This is a genomic window from Arthrobacter sp. CDRTa11, assembly GCF_026427775.1.
GTDB lineage: Bacteria > Actinomycetota > Actinomycetes > Actinomycetales > Micrococcaceae > Arthrobacter.
The window spans coordinates 4,605,530-4,624,573 of record NZ_CP044532.1 but is presented as its reverse complement, the minus strand read 5'-3'; the positions used below and the strand labels follow the sequence as shown (position 1 = coordinate 4,624,573).

Sequence of the window (19,044 nt, the reverse complement as noted above, 5' to 3'; positions counted from 1 at the left end):
GTGTAAGCTCCACAACTACAGGGCCGTGAGAGATAAAAGGACCTTCCATGAGTGCATCCAATGACGGAGTGGACAGCCGCCATCGATTCCGGCGGGCGATGGCAGGGTTTCGGGTGGCGCAGCGAAGCGCGGCGGATCCCGCCCATCCCCTGGTGGCCTCGCATGAGGCTGAATTGCGGCTTCGTGTTCTGAAAGCTGCCAGTGTCCTGGTTGACCGCTTAACGTACGACGCCGTCACAATGGACGCTGTTGCCCGCGCGTCTGGCGTGAGCAAATCAACTCTCTACCGGTATTGGCCCTCCCGCCAGGTTCTGGTGCTGGAAGCCTTCACGTTCAAGACGAATTTGTTGACCAACGTTGATGACTCCGGCGATGTGGCACGGGACCTGCACGCGTACCTCGTCGCTTTGACGTACTGCCTGAAGGTGGGCGGGGCGGCGTCGATAGTTTCCAACCTGCTGGCTGAGGCAATCCGCAGTGAACAGTTCGCCGGGCAGTTCCGGCAGACGCTGCTGCGGGAGCGCCGGCTGGGGTTTCTTGCGGTCCTGCGACGGGGCCAGCGCCGCGGGCAGATTCGCGACGACGTCGATCTGGTCACGGTGATCGACGCCCTGTACGGCGCCGTCCATCACCGGCTGATCGCTACCGGACAGGACATCGACGGGGCCTTCTTACGGCGGCTGACCGAATTCGCCATTGACGGGACAGCAACCGCCGATTATCTGACCAGCCACCGGGCGGAGAAGTAGTTCCTTCCGTGCCCGCCCATGGCAGCAGTGGGACGTTCAGTGCCATTTCATCCCATCCCTTCGCGCTGCCCGCGGGCCTGGATGGATGGTGGAACCAGTGCAGGAACACGCGCTGACTGACCACCATCAAACCAGGAGGACCAATGACCATAACCACCACAGTTAAGGCCCGGCGCACGAACGTCGGAAGCAGGCACCCGGAACTGTACGGGGCACTGACGGCGGTGGGGACATTAGCCGATAAGACCGCGCTCGCGGAAGGACTGTCGCCCCTGCTCATTGAACTGGTCAAGATCCGTGTCTCGCAGATCAACGGGTGCGCCTTCTGCCTGCGGATCCATACGAAGGACTCACTCGCGAAGGGCGAGACGCCGGAGCGGCTGAGCGTGCTGCCTGCCTGGCGGGAAAGCCTGTACTTCGACGAGCAGGAGCGCTCAGCCCTTGCCCTCGCCGAGTACATCACCACCATCCAGGATTCCCACAGCAACCGGGGACTATACGAATCGGCTGTAGCCCATCTGACTCCCGGCCAGGTGTCCGCGGTGACGTGGCTGACGATGACGATCAACACCTACAACCGCATCGCGATCAGCGGTGCCTACCCCGTCGCACCTTAGGGGAGGGCAGTCCTGTCAGTGGCCCAGTTCCACCAGGAACACCCCGGCGATGATGAGGCCGATGCCGGCACACATGGTCAGTGTCAGGGGATCTTTGAAGATATAGCGGGCCAGGACGGCCGTCAGGGCCACCCCTGACGCCGCCCACACGCCGTAGGCCACACCGATGGGGAGACCAAGCGACAGAGCGCCTGCCAGGAGGGTGAAAGCCGCAATATAGCCAACAGCCACCGGCACGTACCAACGCTTCTTGCCGTCGGTGGCGACTTTGAGGCTGATGGTTGCGCCGACTTCGGTAATGATCGCAATGGAGAGAAGAACCCAGCCCATCAGGCGTCCACCCGCTCTGCTGCGGGCGTCTGGTTCCTTCTTGCGGCCAGGGCGCGCTGGGACCCTATTTCCACCAGCAGGACCCCGCCGACGATGAGCACCATTCCCAGGATCATCACGCCGGTGAGTGCCTGGCCGAAAAGGATTGCGGCAAGAATCGCGGTCAGCGCCACGCCTGAGGCGCCCCAGATGCCGTAGGCGACGCCCACAGCCATTCCGGCTTTGAGAACCTGGACCAGGAGTACAAAAGCACCCACGTAGCCGATGACCACCAGGACGTACCACCCGGCGTCAAGGACAGCAGCCTGCATGGACAGCGCCGCGGCAACTTCCAGGAGAATGGCGCCCGAGAGGAAGAGCCATTTCACGGCGTGTTCCCTTTCAGTAAGGAGGAAATGGCTTGCGCGCCCAACTGAATGGACGAGGCGGCACGTTCATCGTCACGGTCGTTCAGCCATGCCGAGGTGATCCCGTCGATAAGCGCGATGAGCAGTGCAGCCACCTTTTCCGGCGGTGCCACCCACGGGATGTCGTCATCGGCGTACCACTTCTCCAGGTTTGAGCTGAGGGCTTTCAAACAGGCTGCCTGCTCCCAGCCGGTGAGATGCTGCAGTTCGGGGTCACGCCGTGACATCACGGCCAGCTCCGCCAGAGCCAGTTCATAATCGGGCCTTGCCTTGACTGCCTCAAGACGGGTGGTTAGTCCGCGCTCTATCCGCAGCTGGACATCCATACCGGTGCCCCTGGGTTCAAAAGCTGCTGCCATGGACTGGTGCAGCTCTCTTTCGAGCAATGCTGCGAAGAGATCGTTCTTGGAGTCAAAGCAGTAGTGGAACGCGCCATGCGGCAGTCCCGCCTGCTTGGTAATGGCGCGCGTGGTCGCTGACGCTACCCCTTCTGCGCACATAACCTGGACCGTTGCGTCGAGGAGTTGTTGACGCCGCTCCTGAATGCTCCGGTGCTCCCGTGTGGATGACATTCATCGAAGTTACCAGTGAGTTGGCCATGCGTCCAAGTCGTGTGGCCAACTTCACGCGCCCCCCGCCCACCGGCACCTTGTGCCGCAAGGCCGGGACGGCGAAGAAGCCTGCCATGTTCCGCCTAGGCCTCCTCGAACCAGCCCAGCGGAGTGTTGCTCACGGCCGGGGCGGAACGGTGAAGCCCGGGCTGGGCTGCCCACTTCACCCCATTGGCCAGAACCCGCTGGATCTGCGGGTGGTGGTACACGGGGTACTCCTGGTCGCCGGGGCTGAAGTAGAAGATGCGCCCCTTACCCCGGGTAAACGTGAGGCCGGAACGGAACACCTCGCCGCCCGCGAAGGAGCTGATAAAGATCAGGTCGTCCGGGTCCGGGATGTCGAACAGCTCGCCGTACATCTCCTGCTCGGGGATGACGATGGGGCTGTCCACCCCTTCGGCGATAGGGTGCGACGGTTTCACGGTCCATACGAGCTCGCGCTCGCCGTCGTTCCTCCACGCCAGTGAGCAGCTGGTTCCCAGCAGCTTCGTGAAAATCTTCGCGAAGTGCCCGGAGTGGAGCACTATCAGCCCCATCCCGCCCAGGACATGCCGGTGGACGCGTTCGACGACGGCGTCACTCACCTCGCCGTGCGCCATGTGTCCCCACCAGAGCAGGACGTCCGTCTCCGCGAGCACCTCCTCATTGAGCCCGTGTTCGTCGTCAGTGGCCAGCACCGCCGTCGAAATCTCTGCTTCCGGATAGTAGGAGCGCAGGCCTGCAGCGATGGCACCGTGGATGCCGTCAGGGTAGATCTCGCCGATGTGGGAGGGCTCATTGAGTGCCTCGTGCACGCCCTCGTTCCAGACGCGGATTCTCAGCTTGCCGTTCATTAGAGCCGAACCTCCCGTTGTTCGCGTGCCGACAGGTAGCACGCATCGATGATTTGGGCGCGGTAAAGCGCCAGCGATCCGTCATGTTCACCCCAGGCCCCCGGCCCGCCGCGGACGGCAGTCACAAAATCTTCGACGACGGCATCGTGTGCCCGGCCGGGCAGGCAGTCGGCACATAGTCCGCGTTTTCGCCGTCCTTTTCCGTGAACACCCTGAGCCGGCCCACCGGCGCGAATGGTGCACCCTGCACCTTGAGCTCCGCTCCGCCGTCGGTCCCGTAGACCGTGAAGTCCAGCAGGTCGTCTGTGTCCCGGTACGTTGCCCAGCCCGCCTCGATCAGCAGCGTTCCGCCGCCTTCCAGGCGCAGGAACGCAGATGCGAAGTCCTCTACCTCAAAGCGGGCCGCCGCCTGCGAGTTCGGGGTTGGTGAACCAGCTTCCCAGCGTGGGGATGCCGGAGCGGCGCAGCCAGGATGCCTTGGCGTCGTACGGGCGTCCCACGCCGCCGTCGTCGATCACTTCCTTGAGCGCCTTGATGTCCCCGCGGCGCCGGTGGTTGAAGGCGATGTCCAGGACGCGTCCTGCTGCGCGGGCAGCGTCCACCATGGCCTGGCCTTCGACGGCGTTGCGTGCGATCGGCTTCTCGCTGAGCACGTGCAGGCCCTTTTCAAGGGCGGCAATGGCGATGGGTGCATGCAGGAACGTGGGCACTGCCACGCTGATCGCGTCCAGGCCGCCGTGCTCCAGCATCTCTTCCCAGCCGTCAAAGGCGTTCGGGATGGAGTATTCGGCTTGCAGGGAATCGCGGAGGTCCTGTTCCATCCCTGCCAGGGACACGATGCGCACGCCTTCCAGGGAGTGGTAGGCCTTGAGGTGCTGCTGCCCCGCCCAGCCAATGCCGACGACGCCGACCCGCAGTTCTTTGCCTGATGGTCCTTGCAGTATGGCTGGCTGCTGCTGGTTGTTCACGGAGTATTTCCTGTTCTTGGTGTTGTATCTGGACAAGTTTTGTGACGTTCTACCGGGACAGGGCGGGCCTCCGGGGACGTGGTCAGGGTGACGGCAAGCAGGAATTCGTTCCAAACCGAGATAAACATCAGGATCGCCGTTGTGGCAAGGCCCGGAACCGCCAGCGGCAGAATGACCCTGCGGAAGGCGGTGAACGGCGTGGCCCCGTCCATGTTTTATGGACCTGTCAGCCCGTCCAGCCCTGGAGACGGTGGAGGGTCGCAGTTTTTGGATAGGTTCCACTGGGCGGTCCGATCTCAAAGTGGTCCACCATGAGGAAGAGCGGGTAGTCCGGGGCCTGCTGAATGCGCCGAAGGATGAGGCCGTCGCAGCCGATGATTGTTTGGCCGTTGCCCCAGATCGCCGTCCAGGTATGCGGCTTGGAGGCGTCGACGGGGATCTCGACGGTGGTCATGTCGGTGACGAGGTTCGGATCGCCGTGGGCTTTCACCCCCGATCGTGCGGAAGTCGTGGGGCCGACGGCGGCAGCGTCGATCTCGAAGATGCAAACCTCACCGGCATGCCGGGCATCCAGATGCTCGGTGCCGACAAGCCAGGCGGCGAGCATGCACCCCTCGTCTCGGGAGGCGCTGACGGTGATGTCGACGCGGCCCGCCGACGGCGCCCAGAGAAGCTGGGTTGGGGTCGGCGTACGAACACTCAGTCCGTCCTCCCGGTGACGGTGCGTACCCACACTCGACCCAAGATGGCCGGAGAAGTTGCCCGTCTGGAGGTTGGAGACCCGCAACGGGGCGTCCTCGGGGCGCCAGTCGAGTTGATCGGCGTCGATGCGCAGCTGCATCCCTGCCGGCGTCGTCTCGTAGCGGGCGGCTGACCGGTCCGGGGTGGTCCAGTGCGGCAGGTAGTGGTCCACCCATAAGTCGGTACGCAGTTGGCCGGAGAAGTCATCTTCAATGTCAGGAGGACGGTTCGGCGGCGTGGGCAGGAGATCGGGACTCGGAAGCATGGGGTCATTCTCCCGTAAGGGCCAAGCTTCGTTGTGACGGTTGCAGCCTTTTCCACACTTACCCTTGAACAGTGACTCTCATGACAGCTGTTCTTTCCTTCGGGCTGGTTGCCGGGCTTCTGACGTTGGTCCCCGGCCTGGACACCGCGCTGGTGCTCCGGTCATCCATTTCCAAGTCACGCCGCGTCGCGTTCGCCACAGCGTTGGGTATCAACACCGGTGCCCTGATCTGGGGAGCAGCTGCCGCCGTCGGCGTATCCGCACTGCTGGCCGCCTCGGAGCTGGCCTACCGCGTGCTGACACTCGCCGGAGCGGCCTACATGGTTTGGTTGGGGGCGTCCCTCCTGTGGAAGAGCCTGCGAAAAACGAATAAGCCTGCCACCCAGGCAAATGAAGCGGCTGCGCTCATCTCCGGGAAAAACGAGCTGTTCAAAGGCTGGCTTACCGGCACCGGAACCAACCTGCTCAATCCCAAGGTGGGCGTCTTCTACATCGCCACCATTCCCCAGTTCATCCCCGCAGGTGCCTCGCCGCTGTTGATGGGCGTTCTGCTCGCCGGCGTTCACTGCCTGCTGGCCATGGTCTGGTTTACCCTGCTGATCTTCGGCACAGGCTATGCCGCCCGCTGGCTCAAGGGTGCCCGAAGCGTCCGCTTCATCGACAGCATCACCGGAACCGTACTTGTGGGCTTCGGACTGAAACTGGCACTGGAACCCGCCCACTAGATGAACGCGGGGAGTGAAGTTCTTTTCCTTGGCGGCCGGTCCGGCGTGGGGAAGAGCTCTGTGGCGTTTGAACTCCATACCCAGCTCGCCGCCCTGAACATCAAGCACTGTGTCATCGAAGGGGACAACCTGGACCTTGCCTTCCCACACCCGTGGGAGCACCACCTGGCCGAGAAATACCTGGCTGCGATTTGGGCAAACTACCGGGCACTTGGCTACCGGCGGATGATCTACACCAATACCGTCAGCGTCAGATTCACCGAGGAGCTGGCGGCCGCCATGGGGGATGGTCCCAAAGTCACTGCTGTTCTGCTCACCGCCACGGACGAGACAGCGTCGGCGCGCTTGCGCATCCGCGAACAGGGAAGTGACCTGCAGGCGCATCTTGAGCGCAGCAACGATGCCGCCGGGGAACTTGAGCGCCTCACACCAGACTGGGTCCATCGGCGACCCACAGACAACCGTAGCGTCCAGGACATTGCCGCTGGCATTCTGCCGCTCACGGGATGGATTACGGACGGGGCTGGGTAAGATCCTTGTCCCGCCAGCAACTATCGGAGCTGGATAAGTCCGGCACTCGTGGGACTGAAGCCGCAGGCGTCGTAATAGAAACTCTTCAGGTGATCGTCGAAGTCAACGTGGAGCCATTCACATCCTGCTCCCTTGGCTTCCTCCGTTGCCACGGCAATGAGCCGTTTCCCGACGCCTTGCCGACGGGCACGATCAGCAACCAACGTGTCTTCGATAAAAGCGTGTGCCTGACCGTCCCAGATCACGTTGACGAAGCCGACGAGGCCCTCATGATCGCGCGCGGTGACCCAGCCCAGGCTGTGCCGCGAGAGCAGGCCAGTCCAGTCGGTTGGATCGTAGGCATGATCAAAGCCTTCCGCGTGCAGCCGACCGATCTCTTCGTTTTCCGCCGCACCGCGCCATTCAAAAGTGATCGTCATGCGGAACAGCATTGCAGATGGCGTCCACCACGTCTGACCACGATTTCGCCAACTCACCGAAAATGCGCAGAAGGGTCGCTTTCTGACCGTAGCGAATAAGGCACCTTCATCGGGCAGTTATACGGGATCGAGGAGCCGGAAGTTGCCGCGGGTTGTCCGCACGATTGCTGCAAAGGCTTGGGCGTCGGTGAAGTCGCCAAGGTCCAGTGTCCTTCCGAGGCGCTTCCAGTGACGGTCCACGACGAAGAGGAGCTTTGGGGCGGTCATGTTTTGTCTGTGAGGAGTTCGAGGACGGTTGGGGTGAGCCGTTCGTCCCGGCCGCAGGAAGCGACGTCCTGAGGCGCTCGATCTAACCCTGGATGATGGACTCGATCGGCCGCGGCGATGTGATCGGATCTGCATGACGATGGATAACCTTCCAATGACCGTCTTCCAGTCGGAAAATCGTCGTCACTCGAAGAGAGATCCGGGATAGTTCATCGGATCCGCCGACCTTGGCCTGAGCCCGTTCAATTTCGACAATGTATGCGAGGTCCGTCCCGATATACTCCGAGATTCGTTCGAAGGTCGTGGGCTCGCCTTCCCTCAGTTGAGAAACCGCCCGATCCATCGCCTGCTCAACTGCGCTCCGGCCCCGAACCGGCGGGCCGATGGGATTGGCTAGCGAGACATCCTCCCGCCCCGAAAACATCTTCTTCTGCAGCCCCGAGTCTCCCCGCACGATAGCGTCGAGCGCTCGATGATACTGTTCCACCACAAGATCGAGATCGGACCCCGACATTGGTTCCTCCAGCCTCGCTTCTACGCCGGCGCGGCGCGCCAAGCGCTATATAAGGCCATGGTGGCACCGTTCAGGAATGGTGTCTACAAAGGAGCTATCTTCCCCCGGGAGCACCGGAAATCGAACTCGCGTGCGGATTTAACAAACGCCCCACGGCCTCGCCGGGCTGCAATAAACGGTCGTCTTTGACTGGCTGGCATTGTGTGGTGTGGTGGTTGATTTCGTCTGGGGCGGCAGCCTTTTCGGCGGCTATTGCTTTGCCATCAAAGCGAGACGTTAATGGAGCTCGGAGCGCAGCCCGCGCTCCCGTTACTAGAGGAGAAAGCTAATGAATCTTACTAAGAGATCGCTTGCGGTTTCCGCCATCGTTTTCCTGGGAGCCTTAGGATTTGCACCGGCAGCGTCGGCAACGATCCACCCGATCGTGGAATCCTTTGACTGCGCCTCGCAGACCGCCTTTGACCATCATCCACTTGGAGACGTCGCAGATCCGCCCGGCGTGACACCCGGATACGGCAGCCATTCGGATAGAAGCTCCCTACGCTCACTCATCGTGATCACAGACGGCTTCCAGGATTTCTCGAGCCCGGCAATATCTGATTTCAAGCTCAATGGTGAATGCGGCCACTCTGGCCCTTAACCTCCGGCTCCGGAGCCCGGGCTGGGCCGGGTTCGGACCTTTTTCCAACTACTCAGCCCCTGGAAGACAGGGTACAAAATGACCCACGGGACCACCCACAAACTGCTCGACGCCTACCCCAAAGACCTTGGCGACATTGATCAGCACAAACTGGCCGAATGCATCGCCGCCTGTTACGCCTGTTCACAGGCCTGTACTGCCTGCGCAGATGCATGCCTTAGCGAGGACATGGTGGCCGAGCTGACCAAATGCATACGCACAGATCTGGACTGCGCGGACATCTGCACCACAACAGGAAACATCCTCTCCCGCCACACCGGCTACGACGCCAACATCACCCGGGCCATGCTCCAGGCCTGCGCCACCGTATGCAAGGGATGCGGCGATGAATGCCAACACCACGCGGGCAGGCATGAGCATTGCCGGATCTGCGCCGAGGCGTGCGAGCGCTGCGAGCAAGCCTGCAACGAACTCCTAACTTCCCTGGGCTGATTGGATACTGCTCATGGGCAGCCTGCACGTCCTGCTTGCACGTCCTAACGGCCATGACCGCTGAAAACAGGCAGCCGGCACGTAAGTCAGAGGAGTTGTGATGGTGTCGTTTATAAGGATCTACGCCGATGCAGGTGGCGAGTCTCATTTTGAGGATCTGGAGATCCCGTTCGAGGCGGCTGACTTTGTCCCTCCCGCGCCACCGGTTCTACTTTCACCATCGCAGCCTTCCGCTGCGTTCAGCTTCGAGCGCGTCCATCCCGGCTGGCATGGCGACTGGCACTCGGTTCCACAGCGCCTGCTCGCAATTTACCTTTCGGGGTCCGGCGAGATGGTCGCCAGCGACGGCGAAGCCAGGGAATTGGTGCCAGGAACGGTTCTCTTCGCTGAGGACACCACCGGGAAGGGCCACATGAGCCGCGTCATTGGAACTGAGGATATGTACGTCTTGATACTGATGCTGTCCGATTAATTAACCCTCGTCGGGATCGTTCAGATCGCCACACCAGCCAGGAGAATCGCCGAAAGTGGATACCCCTCGCGGGGCAAGACCGCCACTTATCGCTGCGAGTCACAGGGAGTTTACCGACGCTGCCCGTACTCGCGGTTGGGAGCCCCGATTTCCTAGGCCCTGACTATCCATGACGAGGACCAGCATCATCTCAGGGATTCACTAACCACCAGTGCGTCCGGCGGCGCTGTGCGCGGATACACGCTGGAGTACCGCCGCTACAATGGGGCAGTTCGCCTGCTGATGGAGCTTCTTCACCGGAACGGGTTGGGGCGGTGCACTCATCGCCCCCAATCTGCCCCTGTAGCTAGGCGCCGATCTGGCGGACGAAGTGGTAGGCCACGACATGCCCGGCGTACGTCAGCGGAATCATGTCCGTCTCCGCGTCGAAAGTTGACCCGTCCTTGCGCTTGCCGCGGAAGCGGAAGGACACCGGATACTGCAGGCCGCCGACTTGGTGCTGGTAGTGCCAGACGTACAATGACCGACTCTCATTCGCGATGAACGTGTCGGCGAAGTCGTCGGCCTCCTTCCACTCGCGGACGTCGTACCCGAACATGGCGGCCAACCGCTGGTTGCAGACCTTGTGCTGTTCGTTTAACCAGAGGTAAACGCCGTCAGGGCTTTGCTCGAAGACCGGCTTGAAATGCTCGGCCAGCTCCGCTAGTGCGGTCTCATGCGACATGGTCATCGTAAGGCTCCTTTCACTTGCCACCACGCTAGGAGGGCGACTTTGCTGGGTCAAGCCCCGAGAGACTCCCTGGGTCCCGAAAGCCCAAAGACGCGCGGTTGCCCAGGAATCACCAGAGCCGACACCTGGATGAAACCGGCATGATCGCCTTTCGGTGATGCACCCACGGGACCATGCTCGTCCGTCGTCGAGATGACGCAGAAGGGGCTGGCCGCCAGCCATTGCCTGTCAAAATCGCTGAGCGAGGTGCGCGGCCAGGAGCCGGTGGTTGATGTGCTTGAGGTCCGCGCGCATGGTTGGCGTGAGGACCGGCTGGGTAGTCATAAAGGCCTCTATTTTCATGCACACGGAGCGAAAGCGCGCAGGGTCACGTATTAGCGGGATACGGATTTGGGATTCTGAAATTACCAAGCGTGATTCTCGTGGGTCATACCGAAAGGGACACTATCGCTGAGTGCCACCGTGAATTCATCGGCAGCGTGCCTGGTAACAAGAATTCCCCGTCGCCTTTCCCCCGTTGATCTATCACGGATGGCAGACACGGCGGCGTTTAGTTGACTGTCCAGACTTTCTCGATCGGTGACAACAACAGTTATTGACGGGTTGTGCTCTGTGAGGGTTTCCATATTTCTCTCTTGGTTTTCGCGTAAAGGCGGGCATTAGCCGCGGAACGGAAAGGGACCGCTCCCTATTTTCCGCTCCATTTGGTTATTAGAGAGCTGAAGGGGCGGTTACTGACGACCCGGCCCCGCCTCCTCTCCGACGTCGGGTTGAGGAGGACGAAGCCGTTTTGACGTCGCGGCCGCCTGTCTGGGCGGCCGCGACGTCGGCCGTCAGCGCTGCGGTGTGTCCTCGGGGACCTCGAGGTCGCCTTCGTCATCGGTCGGGCGGACGACCAGCACGTCGCAGGTCGCCCGCTTGGTTACCTCGGTTGCTACTGTCCCGAGCAGCCGGTCTGCGAGCGAGCGGTCATGGATGGCCCCGAGGACGATGAGGTCCGCGGATCGCTCTTGAGCGGTGGCCATCAGCGCGGTGGCTGGCTCACCGTCGACGAGGAGAGTGGCGGAGACCGTCGCCCCCTCCTCCCTGGCTGTGGCCATGGCGGTCTCTACAGCAAGGGAGGCTGCCTCGCGGCCGAGCACTTGACCGCTGCGTGGGTCACCGCCGAGAGTGTGGACGTTCATGGCTTCTGCCCGTCGGGAAGCACGGGCGTATGCGCAGACGATGACGAGGTCGGCGTCGTCCCGCACTGCGAGCCAGGCGGCTCGTGCGACGACAGGTCCGGCGAGCCCGGATCCGTCCGTCCCGACGACGATCGTGCGGTAGTCCTTCATAGTTGTCATGTCAGGTCCCTCTCAGTGCGCGGAAATCGGCGTGTGGGTGACGTCGTCGACGTCGCTAATGATCCGCGGTTCCTTGATCCACAGCATGGTGAGCGCGGCCAAACCCAGGAGCACACCGGCGAATACGATCGCGTAGTTGGGGTTGGCTCCCAACAGATGCTCGTAGATCCAGCCGAACGTCACCGACTGGATCAGCATCGGCACCACGATCATCATGTTGATGATGCCCATGTAGACGCCGTACTGGGTTGAAGGGATCATCCGGACGGCCATGATGTAGGGCACGCCCATAATCGAGGCCCAGGCGATCCCGAGGCCGATGATCGGGATGAAGAGCAGGAACTTGTTATCGATGAACGGGAAGATCGTCAGCCCGACGGCGGCCAGCAGCAGGCACACGCAGTGGACCACCTTCGCGCCGCGACGCCGCGCGAAGGCGACCAGCGCGAAGGCGACGCTAAAAGTGACGATGTTGTACCAGCCGTTGACCAGGCCGGTCCAGGCGACAGCGTCCTCCTTGCCTTCCTGGGTGCCTGGGAACACTGACTGGGCGACAGAGAGAGCCACGAATTGCCAGTAGCAGACCATCCCGTACCACTGGAACAGGTAAACGACTGCCAGCTTGCGCAGCTGGGTCGGCATATCGCGGATCGCCTCGCCGATCTCCTTCACCGCGGCACCCAGGCCGCCCTTCTTGGCACGCAGTGCCGCGAGCTCCTCCTTGGACGGCGGGATCTCGGGCGTGGTCAGGACCGAGACGAGCACGGTGCCGATCGAGCAGACGGCACCAAGCATGAATGAGCCGACCACCCAGTACGGGATGCCGGCTTCGGTGGCCCCCTCGATGAACTGCTGGAAGACGAACAGGGAGATGTTGGCCAGTGTGATGCCGAGGCCGGTGAAGAACGCCTGGGCGAGGAAGCCCTTACCGAGCTGGGAGGGGGGCAGTTTGTCGGCGATGAAAGCGCGGTAGGGCTCCATGGCGGTGTTGTTACTGGCGTCCAGGATCCAGAGCAACATCACCGCCATCCAGACCGCGGTGACGAAGGGGAACAGGAACAGGCAGAGAGCGCAGCCGATGGCCCCGATGAGGAAGAACGGCTTGCGGCGGCCCCATCGAGGACTCCACGTACGGTCCGACAGGGCACCAATGAGGGGCTGGATAAGTAGTCCGGTGATCGGACCGGCGAGGTTGAGGATGGGCAGGTCATGGGGATTGGCGCCGAGGAACTCGTAAACCGGGTTGATCGCGGTCTGCTGCATCCCGAAGCTGTACTGGATTCCGAAGAACCCGGCATTCATCAGCAGGATCTGCCGCATGTTCATCAGCGGCTTCCGTCCCACGACCGCCGGTTGCTGCATGCTGGACTGCTTCGCCGAACTCATAGGCATTTCCTTCTCTGTAAAGGGGCCGGGGACCATTCGCCGTACCCAATCGGGCAACGTTGCCCGCGTGTCGACGCGCTTCGTCGACGCGCGTCAACAAAGACTATGGAGCATCCCAGGGAGTGTCAAGGATCACACGAATTGTGAAGTGTCAGGTGATGGGGGACGAACCGGATGGAGCGGGCGCCCTGCCGGCGCTGCCCCTGTCAGTCAATTCAGGCTTTAAGAGCTTCTGGAATGCTGCCGGATCCTCACCTTGGAGGCGTCGGATCAGATAATTGACCGCCAGCTTGGCGACGTCGCGGTGGTTCGGAGAGAAACTGGTCAAATTGGGATGGCTCGTCCGGGATCCTTCATCGCTGCTGTTCAGGCCTACCACCGACATGTCCCGCGGGATGCGGACGCCATGCTCAGCAGCTGCAGCTACGAAGCCCGGAACGGCAGGCTCATTGAACGTCAACAGAGCAGTCATCCGGGGTGATTTTTCCCGGATCTTCTCGAACGCGTTCCAGCCGTCATTAAATGTCGGAGATACGGTGAAGACGGGCAGCCGGACGCCCCTTGCCTCGGCCGCCGCCAGGACAGCATCCTGCATTCTCACGACAGGTCCGTGACCGGCATCCAGTTCTTCCTGTGACCTCGTCAGATACGCCAAGTCCGTATGTCCAAGTCCAAGGACATACTCAAGAGCCATGTTGCCGGCGGCTTCAAAGTCCGCATCAACGAATGGTTGTGACTGGAAGCCTCCTGTACGACCGATCGTGGTGAAGGGAAGGTGCGCGTCCAGAAGGAACGACACCCGCTCGTCCACGGTTCGCACCTCCATCAGCACCACGCCCTCCACGATGCCCTGGCTGACGACCCTCCGCAGTTCCTGGACGTCATTCGCGCTGTAGGGCCACAGCAGCAGGTGATAGCCTTCGCTGCGGGCCTGCTCGGAAGCAGCTTGGATGTACTCGAAATCGGTAAGGTTGAAACCAACCTCGCCGATCGGAAAGATCAAGGCAATGATTCCCGTGCGTTTACCGGCCAACCCCTGCGCCAGGGCATTTGGAGTGTAGTTAAGATCCGTCATCGCGCGCAGGACCTTTTGACGTGTCTCATCCGAAATCGGGCGTGTGCCGCTTAGAACGTAAGACACCGTGCTCCTGGAAACACCCGCAGCGCGGGCAACCTCCGCCATGGTACCCAAGTGTCTCTCCTCAAGATCCGCATCGGGCCAGGGCTACCGCAATCCTGCCCCCGAGCGAATTTCATCATCCTCCAAGCCAGCATATCGCCGTGCACTGTTGTTCCCTGAAACAGGGCCGCTGTTTGCCCCAGTCGGTCTAATTCCTGCCGGGCTTTTGATGGGGGTGGGAGCGTCTCACAGTGATCCGGATAGGAGACCGTGTGAGCGTATAGACCCGCTCCGCGAGACGGGTGTACTTTGAGCTGTGGACGGCTTCAGGCACTCTTCGGACGCCGACCGTGAGTTTTATGAGCTCCGCAGGCGGGCATACGGTCCGGACCCAGACATAAGTGTCGACCCTCCGGGCCTAGCGAGGTTGCGCGAACTTGAGGCGGCGGACCGCGCTGGCGTCGATTCTCTGCCGGTTGCCCCCGCGAGCGGGAATGCGGCAGATTCGGAGGCCCCCGCGGACGCTGCCTCGATGGAACATCCGGTGCCAAGGTGGAGTCGCCTGTACTGGGCCGGTGCCGCACTGGTCCTCGCGGGAGGGATCGTTATGACGACCCTGCTGTTATCCGCGCCGCGTCCTGATGCCACTCTTCATTCGACCGGTGCCGTCGCCGGTAACCAGTTCCCCGTACTGCTGGTTGAGGGGATGGAGGCCTCAACCCTTCGCGGACACGGTTCTTATCTCGGTCTCGAGATCTATTCCGGGGTGAACGCGTTCGACTCGCCGTGTCTGGTGGCATTGCACCAGGCGAGCGGTACGCTCTCAGAATATCGTTGTACTCCGGCGCCAGCAGATCTCATAATGGACGTCTCCTCACACGGCGACGGGTTTGAAGGATTCGAAGGACGCGCCGGGGACGGGATCATCCGATTCGTACTTCGTTACGACACGGTGGACGCTTACGTCTATCTCATTCCGGAGGAGGGCTGATGGACCCATCCTCACCCCGGTCCGACGCTCAGCGCGAGCTGGACGAGCTCCGCAGGAGGGCATACGGTCCGCACCCGGATATCCAGTCCGACCCGGCAGCACTGGCAAGACTGGCGGAACTTGAGGCGGCGCGCACCGCGAGTCCGCACGCCGTCACCGGCACCGACGTCAGAGGACCCGCTGCAGCACCGGATTCCGGGTCAGTTGCTCACTCCACCCGGACCACGTTCATTGACGAACGGCCGGACCCGGCAACCAGCATCGCGCCCGTGGCGGAGTCCAGGATTGGATGGACGTCGTTGACCTGGCGTCGTCTCACGGCGACACGTGCCCGACGCTACTCATTTGTGGCCGGCGCGCTGGCCGTCTTTCTTGCCGGTGTGTTCGCCGTGGCATGGACTGCAACACCCCATCCCGATGCCACGTTGCATCCAATCGCAGACGAGGCAGACGGCGTCGTGCTCTCGGTGCTGGGATTCCTGGGCGCGGATGAAGGCCAATCCAGCTTCCGCGGCTATCAACCGTATCGGGGGGTCGAACCCTGGTTCTCAGTGGACGGTCAGGGCTTCCAGTGCTTCATGATCATCGACCGTTCCGGTCCCCGTGTAGACGGCGCCAACTGTGTGCCGCCTGGGGTCGATCTTTTTGCAGACATCAACGGGGACTTCCTGTCGGTGGACGACGGCAGGGAACGTCTTCCGAATGGGAGCATCTTCCGGTTCCACTACCGCGGCGACACGGTAGAGGTCTTCCGCTACCCCGCGTCGTCGAAGGCAGAATGAGGCCACCACTTATAGGGCCTACGGCTTAGCGACGGCGGCGCGCGTCAGCAGGCTGATACGTAACCGATGCAGGTGCGGCATCAGGCCATAGATGACAATCGGGACTGCGAGAGTTGCCAGGACAAACCAATTGGGGAGCAAATGACAGAGACGGCAGCAGCAGGACAGAAGGAACAGACGAAAGCCTGGAACAAGCGGTGCAACAAAATAGGGCTCAAATACTTCGTGATCGCGCTTCCGCCCATCGTTCTGCTGATGGTTACATTCATGACGACGCTGCAATACTTGCTGGACGTGACAGGGCCCCTGGTTTCGGGGGAACTGGCATCCGGACAGCCGGGGTTCAACGAATACCAGGCGGCGAAGGACCAGGCTCTGATCATTCTGGCCGTACTCCTGGCATTCATAACCGCGGTTTTCTACTTCGCCCATCGCTGGTGGAAAAAGTCGATGCGCGCAATAGGCCCGCGCCCGGGCGGATATCCCGCCAAGTCGAAGCGTTGGCTGGGCGCCGCATAAAACCCCAAGAGCTCCTGGCCGTAGTTTCCGTGGTCCATGACTCATGACACCCACGTTCCGCACTGGTTTGGCAGCGACGGTGAGCAGCCGGCGGAAATTCTGAGCCTGTTCGGCGGACAAGGCGAACGCATGCATGTCCGTGCCAAGGCGGGTAAGGACTGAGCGCCGGCTATTTGTAGGCCGGGATGCCCAGATCATTGCAGACCTGGGCCGGGCCCGGGATGACGGCCACGGCGTTGTCCACGACGCAGGCGGTCAGTTCCGGCACGAAGTGGCCAGGGCCGACGTCGTACGGAACAGCGGTGGGAGGCTCCCCTTCGACGTCCCGGGCCTCCCTGGGATTGGCAGGGGCGGTGGGCTGCTGAAATTCTGACGGAATGAGATCGTCCGTGATGTTCCCGGGGTTCATGAGCCCCTGGTCCCAGGTATCCCTGCAGAGCGTGAGAGGAGTGGCGGCTTCCGATCCGGCATCCATTTCCCCCGCCAGGATGTAGGGCGGCAGAGTGACGTGGGGAGCGTAGGGGGCGGGGTAGGTGGTGGTCAGATCCGCGTGGTAATAGCAGCGCACGTCCCGTTTGTCCCCGGCGGGGGCGGACGCCAGGAAGACCACTGCAGCCGTAACCCCGGCAAACGCCAGCCCGGCCAACGTCAGGGATGCAGGCCGTCGCCACGTCGGCTCCGGGCGCGGTGATGCCCCGTCCCCCTGAAGCCGTTTGTCCCAGAACACCGTATCCAAACCCCCCAATTTCCCCATATCCATAGTCTTCCCTATGGCAGCCACCGCTTCGGCATACGGGCAACACCAGAGCCGGCGGGCTGTTCCGGAGACGCCGACGACGGCGGGACAGCCGCCGTCGTCCCCTCACCTGAGAGGGGCAGAACAGTCTGTCCGAGATCCGAGAGGGAAGGCCCGGCTTTCGCGGGGACTTCGCCGTTCGGAAGCCCGTGGTCCGGCAACGGACTATGGAGGTGGGCTACCGTCAGTCCAGGTACCTGATCCGTTGGCGGGAAGGCGCCTGGGCGTTGCTGGTCCTGCTCGCAGCCGTGCTGATTGCCTGCGGGTTAGCCGACGCGTTTACTTTCATCGTCCAGCCACCCTCGTATCCGGTGGGGCACCGGCTGGTGTTGATGGGCGCAACCCTGGCCGGCATCTTCCTGATCCCGGCCGCCGTGATCGCGATGCTCTTGGATTTGCTGAGCACCGAGAGCCGAAGACCAGCCTAATGCGGTGCCTCACCAGTGACGTTGGCCTGGTCCTGTCTCCTGCGGGATTTTTTGCTGCGGCCCTGGCGTCCCGACGGCGTTCGCTGAAGCTGGCGAAGTGCAAGCAGCGGAAACAGGAGTACCGAGAGCATCCCTGCGCCCACAAGTGCCGAGGAGATTCCACTTGAGATCAGCCCCTCGTTCCGGCCAATGGCTGTCACCGCCACAATAATCGGCAATCCCGTTGCCCCGAACAGCATGATGGCCCCCTTGCCGGCGGGGCTCGACTTTGGAGGAGCGGCCAGCAATGACGGCAGGCCGCGGGTGATGAGGAGGAGGATCAGAAACACGGGGACCAGCGCCAGAGCGGCCGGGCTGGCGGTGAGCGCGCGCAGGTCAAAGTCTATGCCGGTGTCAATGAAGAAGATCGGCACCAGGAACCCGAAGGCGATCGCATCAATTTTCATCTCGATGACATGCCGGTCGTGTTCCGGAGCACGCGCGATCGCAACCTTCCAGAGGACTCCGGCGGCGAAGGCACCCAGCAGCATGTCCAGTCCCAGAACCATGCTCAGCACCACCAGGGCCGTGAGGATGAACATGATGGACCGGACGGCGAACTGGCCGCTGGTGTGCAGGGTCCTGGTTACCTGCGAGTGGAGCAGTGTGTGCCGGGCCCGCGAGGCGAGGTAAATCGCCAGGCCGGTCAGGACAACAAACCCGAGGAGTACTGCTGTTGCCGGCCCCAGTTCCCTGCCACTGAAGAACAGGGAGATCGCAATCAGCGGACCAAACTCCCCGGCCGCACCCAACGCGGTGACCGCGATACCCATCGGGGATTTTGATTCGCCCGCGTCCCGCAGGATGGGCAGCAGCGCGCCCAGGGCTGTGGAGCACAGAGCGACGCCGATAATCACGGCAGCCTCCGGACCCGGGGCGAGGACGAAGCCGGCGCCAATACCCGCCGCCAAGGAGATGACCCAGCCGGCAGACGCACGGGCGGCCGGGCGTCCGCGGATCACGCCGAAATCAATCTCATTGCCGGCAACGAAGAAGAGCATGGCCAGCCCGAACTGGGCCAACGTGTCCACGAACTCGGTGGGTTGGATCCACCCCAACAGGCTGGGACCCAGCAGGATTCCGAGGACAATCTCGAACACCACAATCGGAACCTTGACCACACGATCAAGGGAACGGCTGGCCAGTGGCGCTGCGATGGCCAGCATAGCGATCAGAATCAATGACGTGGACAGGCCAGGCATCAGCGGTACCTCCGGCACTTCGGCTGCTTCGACGAAGAGACTCCAAAGCTACAGCCACCATTGGTGATGGCGCCATACTGTCGGGCGTTAGGCAGCAAGGATGCCGGACGCCACGCGCCGGCGGTCA

26 protein-coding genes and 3 pseudogenes are annotated in these 19,044 nt (G+C 62.2%); 12 read left to right on the top strand and 17 right to left on the bottom strand.

All coding sequences use genetic code 11. The features are described from left to right. Window positions 1-47: 47 nt before the first annotated feature. Window positions 48-749: a TetR/AcrR family transcriptional regulator gene (locus F8G81_RS20985; RefSeq protein ID WP_267276559.1), complete on the top strand. Its 702-nt coding sequence runs from the start codon at window positions 48-50 to the stop codon at window positions 747-749. Window positions 750-892: 143 nt separating this feature from the next. Next, entirely contained in the window at window positions 893-1,366 is a 474-nt protein-coding gene (locus F8G81_RS20980) for a carboxymuconolactone decarboxylase family protein (protein ID WP_267276558.1), read from the top strand. A gap of 15 nt (window positions 1,367-1,381) precedes the next feature. Here F8G81_RS20980 and F8G81_RS20975 read toward each other — a convergent pair whose 3' ends face one another. The 7 genes and pseudogenes from F8G81_RS20975 to F8G81_RS20945 form a co-directional block, all read right to left on the bottom strand. Then, a complete protein-coding gene (locus F8G81_RS20975; RefSeq protein ID WP_267276557.1) occupies window positions 1,382-1,696 on the bottom strand; it encodes a DMT family transporter in 315 nt (104 codons plus the stop codon). Beyond that, window positions 1,696-2,064: a DMT family transporter gene (locus F8G81_RS20970; RefSeq protein ID WP_267276556.1), complete on the bottom strand. Its 369-nt coding sequence runs from the start codon at window positions 2,062-2,064 to the stop codon at window positions 1,696-1,698. The genes F8G81_RS20975 and F8G81_RS20970 overlap by 1 nt, the downstream gene beginning before the upstream one ends. After that, window positions 2,061-2,675, bottom strand: coding sequence for a TetR/AcrR family transcriptional regulator (locus tag F8G81_RS20965; RefSeq protein WP_267276555.1), 615 nt, complete (start codon window positions 2,673-2,675; stop codon window positions 2,061-2,063). The genes F8G81_RS20970 and F8G81_RS20965 overlap by 4 nt, the downstream gene beginning before the upstream one ends. Before the next feature lie 122 nt (window positions 2,676-2,797). Continuing rightward, window positions 2,798-3,547: a ThuA domain-containing protein gene (locus F8G81_RS20960; protein ID WP_267276554.1), complete on the bottom strand. Its 750-nt coding sequence runs from the start codon at window positions 3,545-3,547 to the stop codon at window positions 2,798-2,800. Continuing rightward, a pseudogene (locus tag F8G81_RS20955) lies at window positions 3,547-4,515 on the bottom strand (Gfo/Idh/MocA family protein). The gene F8G81_RS20960 and the pseudogene F8G81_RS20955 overlap by 1 nt, the downstream one beginning before the upstream one ends. After that, window positions 4,512-4,727, bottom strand: coding sequence for an ABC transporter permease subunit (locus F8G81_RS20950; protein ID WP_416377073.1), 216 nt, complete (start codon window positions 4,725-4,727; stop codon window positions 4,512-4,514). The pseudogene F8G81_RS20955 and the gene F8G81_RS20950 overlap by 4 nt, the downstream one beginning before the upstream one ends. 14 nt (window positions 4,728-4,741) lie before the next feature. After that, window positions 4,742-5,521, bottom strand: coding sequence for a hypothetical protein (locus F8G81_RS20945; protein WP_267276553.1), 780 nt, complete (start codon window positions 5,519-5,521; stop codon window positions 4,742-4,744). Window positions 5,522-5,601: 80 nt separating this feature from the next. Between F8G81_RS20945 and F8G81_RS20940 the strand changes: the two genes are divergently transcribed. Together F8G81_RS20940 and F8G81_RS20935 are read left to right on the top strand one after the other, a co-directional pair. Then, window positions 5,602-6,246 (top strand): LysE family translocator, encoded by a 645-nt coding sequence (locus F8G81_RS20940; protein WP_323809217.1) that lies wholly within the window; start codon window positions 5,602-5,604, stop codon window positions 6,244-6,246. Further along, window positions 6,247-6,777 (top strand): adenylyl-sulfate kinase, encoded by a 531-nt coding sequence (locus F8G81_RS20935; RefSeq protein ID WP_267276551.1) that lies wholly within the window; start codon window positions 6,247-6,249, stop codon window positions 6,775-6,777. Between the two features lie 20 nt (window positions 6,778-6,797). On the opposite strand, the gene F8G81_RS20930 is transcribed toward F8G81_RS20935, so the two are convergent. The 3 genes and pseudogenes from F8G81_RS20930 to F8G81_RS20920 all read right to left on the bottom strand — a co-directional run bounded on the left by F8G81_RS20930 (window position 6,798) and on the right by F8G81_RS20920 (window position 7,977). Beyond that, on the bottom strand, window positions 6,798-7,196 hold the full coding sequence (locus F8G81_RS20930) for a GNAT family N-acetyltransferase (RefSeq protein ID WP_267276550.1): 399 nt from the start codon (window positions 7,194-7,196) through the stop codon (window positions 6,798-6,800). A gap of 126 nt (window positions 7,197-7,322) precedes the next feature. Beyond that, window positions 7,323-7,451, bottom strand: a pseudogene (locus F8G81_RS20925) (ATP-binding protein); the annotation flags it as partial. 94 nt (window positions 7,452-7,545) lie between these two features. Beyond that, window positions 7,546-7,977 (bottom strand): YybH family protein, encoded by a 432-nt coding sequence (locus F8G81_RS20920; protein WP_267276549.1) that lies wholly within the window; start codon window positions 7,975-7,977, stop codon window positions 7,546-7,548. Window positions 7,978-8,305: 328 nt separating this feature from the next. Between F8G81_RS20920 and F8G81_RS20915 the strand changes: the two genes are divergently transcribed. The 3 genes from F8G81_RS20915 (at window position 8,306) to F8G81_RS20905 (ending at window position 9,581) form a co-directional block, all read left to right on the top strand. Further along, complete coding sequence (locus F8G81_RS20915; protein ID WP_267276548.1) at window positions 8,306-8,617, top strand: hypothetical protein; 312 nt, start codon at window positions 8,306-8,308, stop codon at window positions 8,615-8,617. Window positions 8,618-8,695: 78 nt separating this feature from the next. Then, the gene (locus F8G81_RS20910) at window positions 8,696-9,109 is read left to right on the top strand and encodes a four-helix bundle copper-binding protein (protein ID WP_267276547.1); all 414 of its coding nucleotides are present in this window, start codon (window positions 8,696-8,698) and stop codon (window positions 9,107-9,109) included. Window positions 9,110-9,209: 100 nt separating this feature from the next. After that, window positions 9,210-9,581, top strand: coding sequence for a hypothetical protein (locus F8G81_RS20905; protein WP_267276546.1), 372 nt, complete (start codon window positions 9,210-9,212; stop codon window positions 9,579-9,581). Between the two features lie 346 nt (window positions 9,582-9,927). Here F8G81_RS20905 and F8G81_RS20900 read toward each other — a convergent pair whose 3' ends face one another. The 5 genes and pseudogenes from F8G81_RS20900 to F8G81_RS23635 all read right to left on the bottom strand — a co-directional run. After that, window positions 9,928-10,311, bottom strand: a complete 384-nt coding sequence (locus F8G81_RS20900) for a PAS domain-containing protein (RefSeq protein WP_267276545.1) — start codon at window positions 10,309-10,311, stop codon at window positions 9,928-9,930. A gap of 833 nt (window positions 10,312-11,144) precedes the next feature. After that, on the bottom strand, window positions 11,145-11,654 hold the full coding sequence (locus tag F8G81_RS20895) for a universal stress protein (RefSeq protein WP_267276544.1): 510 nt from the start codon (window positions 11,652-11,654) through the stop codon (window positions 11,145-11,147). Window positions 11,655-11,666: 12 nt separating this feature from the next. Then, window positions 11,667-13,040: an MFS transporter gene (locus F8G81_RS20890; protein WP_267276543.1), complete on the bottom strand. Its 1,374-nt coding sequence runs from the start codon at window positions 13,038-13,040 to the stop codon at window positions 11,667-11,669. A 151-nt stretch (window positions 13,041-13,191) separates the two neighbouring features. After that, window positions 13,192-14,115, bottom strand: coding sequence for a LacI family DNA-binding transcriptional regulator (locus tag F8G81_RS20885; protein ID WP_267276542.1), 924 nt, complete (start codon window positions 14,113-14,115; stop codon window positions 13,192-13,194). 33 nt (window positions 14,116-14,148) lie between these two features. Continuing rightward, window positions 14,149-14,223: pseudogene (locus F8G81_RS23635) on the bottom strand (LacI family DNA-binding transcriptional regulator); the annotation flags it as partial. Between the two features lie 544 nt (window positions 14,224-14,767). Here F8G81_RS23635 and F8G81_RS20880 point away from each other — a divergent pair. From F8G81_RS20880 to F8G81_RS20865, 4 genes are all read left to right on the top strand, one after another. Continuing rightward, the gene (locus F8G81_RS20880) at window positions 14,768-15,151 is read left to right on the top strand and encodes a hypothetical protein (protein WP_267276541.1); all 384 of its coding nucleotides are present in this window, start codon (window positions 14,768-14,770) and stop codon (window positions 15,149-15,151) included. Next, window positions 15,151-15,933 (top strand): hypothetical protein, encoded by a 783-nt coding sequence (locus F8G81_RS20875; RefSeq protein ID WP_267276540.1) that lies wholly within the window; start codon window positions 15,151-15,153, stop codon window positions 15,931-15,933. Before F8G81_RS20880 ends, F8G81_RS20875 begins: the two co-directional genes overlap by 1 nt. Window positions 15,934-16,074: 141 nt before the next feature. Further along, on the top strand, window positions 16,075-16,452 hold the full coding sequence (locus F8G81_RS20870; RefSeq protein ID WP_267276539.1) for a hypothetical protein: 378 nt from the start codon (window positions 16,075-16,077) through the stop codon (window positions 16,450-16,452). A gap of 36 nt (window positions 16,453-16,488) precedes the next feature. Further along, window positions 16,489-16,614, top strand: coding sequence for a hypothetical protein (locus F8G81_RS20865; RefSeq protein WP_323809216.1), 126 nt, complete (start codon window positions 16,489-16,491; stop codon window positions 16,612-16,614). 7 nt (window positions 16,615-16,621) lie between these two features. On the opposite strand, the gene F8G81_RS20860 is transcribed toward F8G81_RS20865, so the two are convergent. After that, a complete protein-coding gene (locus F8G81_RS20860; protein WP_267276538.1) occupies window positions 16,622-17,206 on the bottom strand; it encodes a hypothetical protein in 585 nt (194 codons plus the stop codon). Window positions 17,207-17,397: 191 nt separating this feature from the next. Here F8G81_RS20860 and F8G81_RS20855 point away from each other — a divergent pair, with 191 nt between their 5' ends. Further along, window positions 17,398-17,676 (top strand): hypothetical protein, encoded by a 279-nt coding sequence (locus F8G81_RS20855; protein WP_267276537.1) that lies wholly within the window; start codon window positions 17,398-17,400, stop codon window positions 17,674-17,676. Here F8G81_RS20855 and F8G81_RS20850 read toward each other — a convergent pair. Continuing rightward, window positions 17,673-18,935 carry a cation:proton antiporter gene (locus F8G81_RS20850; RefSeq protein WP_267276536.1) on the bottom strand — a complete coding sequence of 421 codons (1,263 nt, stop codon included), beginning with the start codon at window positions 18,933-18,935 and terminating at the stop codon, window positions 17,673-17,675. The two genes, F8G81_RS20855 and F8G81_RS20850, sit on opposite strands and share 4 nt — an antisense overlap. Window positions 18,936-19,044 lie beyond the last annotated feature (109 nt).

Coding starts and splice junctions, on each gene's coding strand:
- F8G81_RS20895 (WP_267276544.1), bottom strand. CDS start 11,654: ATGACAACTATGAAGGACTACCGCACGATCGTCGTCGGGACGGACGGA.
- F8G81_RS20905 (WP_267276546.1), top strand. CDS start 9,210: ATGGTGTCGTTTATAAGGATCTACGCCGATGCAGGTGGCGAGTCTCAT.
- F8G81_RS20870 (WP_267276539.1), top strand. CDS start 16,075: ATGACAGAGACGGCAGCAGCAGGACAGAAGGAACAGACGAAAGCCTGG.
- F8G81_RS20980 (WP_267276558.1), top strand. CDS start 893: ATGACCATAACCACCACAGTTAAGGCCCGGCGCACGAACGTCGGAAGC.
- F8G81_RS20985 (WP_267276559.1), top strand. CDS start 48: ATGAGTGCATCCAATGACGGAGTGGACAGCCGCCATCGATTCCGGCGG.
- F8G81_RS20965 (WP_267276555.1), bottom strand. CDS start 2,675: ATGTCATCCACACGGGAGCACCGGAGCATTCAGGAGCGGCGTCAACAA.
- F8G81_RS20885 (WP_267276542.1), bottom strand. CDS start 14,115: ATGACGGATCTTAACTACACTCCAAATGCCCTGGCGCAGGGGTTGGCC.
- F8G81_RS20910 (WP_267276547.1), top strand. CDS start 8,696: ATGACCCACGGGACCACCCACAAACTGCTCGACGCCTACCCCAAAGAC.
- F8G81_RS20920 (WP_267276549.1), bottom strand. CDS start 7,977: ATGTCGGGGTCCGATCTCGATCTTGTGGTGGAACAGTATCATCGAGCG.
- F8G81_RS20945 (WP_267276553.1), bottom strand. CDS start 5,521: ATGCTTCCGAGTCCCGATCTCCTGCCCACGCCGCCGAACCGTCCTCCT.
- F8G81_RS20960 (WP_267276554.1), bottom strand. CDS start 3,547: ATGAACGGCAAGCTGAGAATCCGCGTCTGGAACGAGGGCGTGCACGAG.
- F8G81_RS20860 (WP_267276538.1), bottom strand. CDS start 17,206: ATGGGGAAATTGGGGGGTTTGGATACGGTGTTCTGGGACAAACGGCTT.
- F8G81_RS20950 (WP_416377073.1), bottom strand. CDS start 4,727: ATGGACGGGGCCACGCCGTTCACCGCCTTCCGCAGGGTCATTCTGCCG.
- F8G81_RS20930 (WP_267276550.1), bottom strand. CDS start 7,196: ATGACGATCACTTTTGAATGGCGCGGTGCGGCGGAAAACGAAGAGATC.
- F8G81_RS20915 (WP_267276548.1), top strand. CDS start 8,306: ATGAATCTTACTAAGAGATCGCTTGCGGTTTCCGCCATCGTTTTCCTG.
- F8G81_RS20975 (WP_267276557.1), bottom strand. CDS start 1,696: ATGGGCTGGGTTCTTCTCTCCATTGCGATCATTACCGAAGTCGGCGCA.
- F8G81_RS20935 (WP_267276551.1), top strand. CDS start 6,247: ATGAACGCGGGGAGTGAAGTTCTTTTCCTTGGCGGCCGGTCCGGCGTG.
- F8G81_RS20940 (WP_323809217.1), top strand. CDS start 5,602: ATGACAGCTGTTCTTTCCTTCGGGCTGGTTGCCGGGCTTCTGACGTTG.
- F8G81_RS20875 (WP_267276540.1), top strand. CDS start 15,151: ATGGACCCATCCTCACCCCGGTCCGACGCTCAGCGCGAGCTGGACGAG.
- F8G81_RS20865 (WP_323809216.1), top strand. CDS start 16,489: ATGACTCATGACACCCACGTTCCGCACTGGTTTGGCAGCGACGGTGAG.
- F8G81_RS20880 (WP_267276541.1), top strand. CDS start 14,768: ATGACGACCCTGCTGTTATCCGCGCCGCGTCCTGATGCCACTCTTCAT.
- F8G81_RS20890 (WP_267276543.1), bottom strand. CDS start 13,040: ATGAGTTCGGCGAAGCAGTCCAGCATGCAGCAACCGGCGGTCGTGGGA.
- F8G81_RS20900 (WP_267276545.1), bottom strand. CDS start 10,311: ATGACCATGTCGCATGAGACCGCACTAGCGGAGCTGGCCGAGCATTTC.